The organism is Streptacidiphilus carbonis (assembly GCF_000787775.1).
Taxonomy (GTDB): Bacteria; Actinomycetota; Actinomycetes; order Streptomycetales; family Streptomycetaceae; genus Streptacidiphilus; species Streptacidiphilus carbonis.
Window position 1 is genome coordinate 1 of record NZ_BBPM01000133.1, and the last position, 3,082, is coordinate 3,082.

Annotated in this window: 1 protein-coding gene; it reads right to left on the bottom strand. The window is 73.0% G+C overall.

The window, feature by feature from the left end; translation table 11 throughout:
- Window positions 1-3,082 (bottom strand): condensation domain-containing protein (locus TR46_RS45215; protein WP_042411827.1); only part of this gene is annotated, 3,082 nt, incomplete at both ends.

Genomic DNA, 3,082 nt, shown 5'->3' on the forward strand with positions numbered 1-3,082 from the left:
CGACGGTCACCTCGGGCCTCTGCACCCCGGTGCCGTTGAACCCCCGCAGCACCAGCTCACGCTCGACCGGCTCCAACACCTCCACCACAGCCACCCGCACCCCGGGCGCACCCACCAGCACCCGCAACACCCGCACAAACCGAGCCGCCAGACCCTCGACCGTCCCCCGATCGAACAGATCCGTCGCATACTCCAGGTGGCCGACAGCGCCTTCGCCGGTCACCTCGGCCATGTTGAAGAACAGGTCGAACTTGGCGGTCCCGGTCGACACCGGATCGAGCGTCACCTGCAGACCGGGGAGCTCGAAGTCGGACCGGGCGACGTTCTGCCAGCTGAACATGGTCTGGAAGAGCGGGTGGTAGGCGGTGGACCGCTCCGGGTTGAGCGACTCCACCAGCTGCTCGAACGGGGCGTCCTGGTGGTCGTAGGCGGCCACCGCCTTGTCCCGCACCCGGCCGAGCAGCTCCTCGAACGACGGATTGCCCGACAGGTCGACCCGCAGCACCCAGGTGTTGACGAAGAAGCCGATCAGATCGGCCAGCCCGTCGTCGGTACGGCCGGCGATCGGCGAGCCGATCGTCAGGTCGTCGCCGCCGCCGAGCCGGTGCAGCAGCACCGCCAGCGCAGCCTGCAGCACCATCGACACGGTCGCCCCGTGCGCGCGGGCCAGCCGCTCCACCCCGGTCAGCAGCTCCGCGTCGAACCCGAACTCCACCATGTCGCCGCGGTGCGAGGCCGCCGGCGGACGCGGACGATCGACCGGCAACTGCAACGGCTGCGGAACCCCCGCCAACTCACCACGCCAGTACGCCACCTGCTCCGACAACACACTGCCCGGATCCGACTCCTCCCCCAACAGCTCCCGCTGCCACAACGTGTAGTCCACGTACTGCACCGGCAACTCCACCCACCCCGGCGCACCACCCCCCACCCGCGCCCCGTACGCCACCGCCAGATCACGCGCCAACGGCACCATCGACTCGCCGTCGGCGGCGATGTGGTGCATCGTCAGCACCAGGACGTGCTCCTCGGCCCCACACCGCAGCAGCCGGGCCCGCACCGGGATCTCCGCCGACAGGTCGAAGACGTAGCCGGCCGCCTGTGCCACGGCAGCCGCGACGGCCTGCGGCTCCACCTGCACCACCGGCAGGTCCACCAGCGTGTCGGCCGACGGCAGCACCCGCTGACCGGGCACCCCCAGCGCGTCCTCGACGATCAGGGTGCGCAGGCTCTCGTGCCGGCCCACCACGTCCCGCACCGCCGACTCCAGCGCGGACACGTCCAAAGCGCCCCGCACCCGCAACACGAACGGGGTGTTGTAGGTGGCCGAGGGGCCCTCGAATCGGTCGATGAACCACATCCGCCGCTGGGCGAAGGACAGCGGCACCTGTTCCGGGCGCTCCGCCACCGGGCGCAGGTCAGGCCGGGTGCGCCGCCCCGCCGACAGCTGCGCGGCCAGCTCCTCGACGGTCGGAGCGGCGAACACCGTCCGGACGGCGATGTCGACGCCGAGCACGGTCCGGATCCGGCTGATCAGCCGGGTCGCCAGCAGCGAGTGCCCGCCCATGGCGAAGAAGTCGTCGTCGACGGCGATCCGGTCCAGTCCGAGCACCTCGGCGAACAGACCGCACAGGGTCTCCTCCTGGGGCGTGCGCGGGGCCCGCCCCGTCGACGCGCCGACGTAGTCGGGCGCCGGCAGCGCCCGCCGGTCCAGCTTGCCGTTGGGCGTCAGGGGGATCTCGCCGATGGCCACCACGGCCGACGGCACCATGTACTCCGGCAGCCGGTCCTGCACGTACCCGCGCAGCGCGGTGACCAGGGTTCCCACCTCGCGGGCCGCCGCCGGGTCGTTCACCAGTGCCTGGTCCGGGCGGTCCGAGGGCAGGTAGCCGCCGGTGAAGGCCTGTCCGGCAGGCATGCCGGCGGGGAGGACGATCGCGTCGAAGCACTCGACCGCGGTGGCCGACCAGGTCTGCAGCACGTCCCAGCCCCGTGCGCCGGCCCACGCGCTCAGTTCCTGCGGGTCGACCGCCGCGCCCCGCGCGGCGGGGGCGGCGACGACCGAGGCCGCCGCGGCGAGCGCGACCTCGTCGGCGAGCCGGGCGTTCGGTATGCCGACCACGCGCAGCGGCGCGTCGCCGCGCCGACGGCACAGCCCTTCGAGGCTGACGAGTCCGTCGACGTCGCGGCCCCAGGCGACCACCGGCAGCCCGTCCAGCGGCTCCGCGTCCGCAGGCGTGCGGTGCAGCGTCACCTCGTAGCGGTGCCGCGTCAGCTCGTTGTGCGCCTCGCCGGGCTTCAGCCGGATGTCGACGCCGGCACCGTGCCGTGCCGCCCAGCGGGTGAACCACTCCGGGTCGAGGACGAGTTCCTTCTCCAGCAGCACCGCCTGCTCGACCGCCGCACGCACGGTGGACGGCGCCGCGGCCGGGTGCCGGACCCGCTGCACGGCGGCCTGCATCACCCGCAGCGAACCGCCGTGCCGCACGTCGCCCACCACGATCCGCCCGCCGGGGGCGAGCAGTTCCATCGCCCGGCTCAGCACCTGGTCCAGGTAGTCGTCGTCCGGGAAGTACTGGACGACGGAGTTGAGCAGGACCACGTCGAAGTAGTCGCCGGGCAGTCCGGACGTGTCGTCAGCCGGCCGGCACCGCAGCCGGACCCGGTCGCCCCAGCCTGCCTGGTCCGCCTGGGCCCGCAGCCGGTCGATCGCCGCCGGCGAGATGTCCGTGCCCCAGTACTCCTCCACCACGGGGACGATCCGGGACAGCAGCAGCCCGGACCCGACGCCCAGCTCCAGTACCCGCCGCGGCGACCAGCAGGTGATCTGCGCGGCCGCGGCGTCCCGCCATGCCAGCATCTCCGGGATCGGGATCGGCTCACCGGTGTAGCTGGAGTTCCATCCCCGGAAGTCCTCGCCCCAGGCCGCCGGCTGGGCGGCCGAGTACACCTGCTCGTAGACGTGCTGCCACTCGTCGACCTGCTCCACCGCGGCCGCGTCCGAGCCCTGCACCGCCGGTACGACGTATCCGACCAGGCGCCGGTCGCCGTTCCGGTCGTCCCGGACCACGACGGCCTGGGC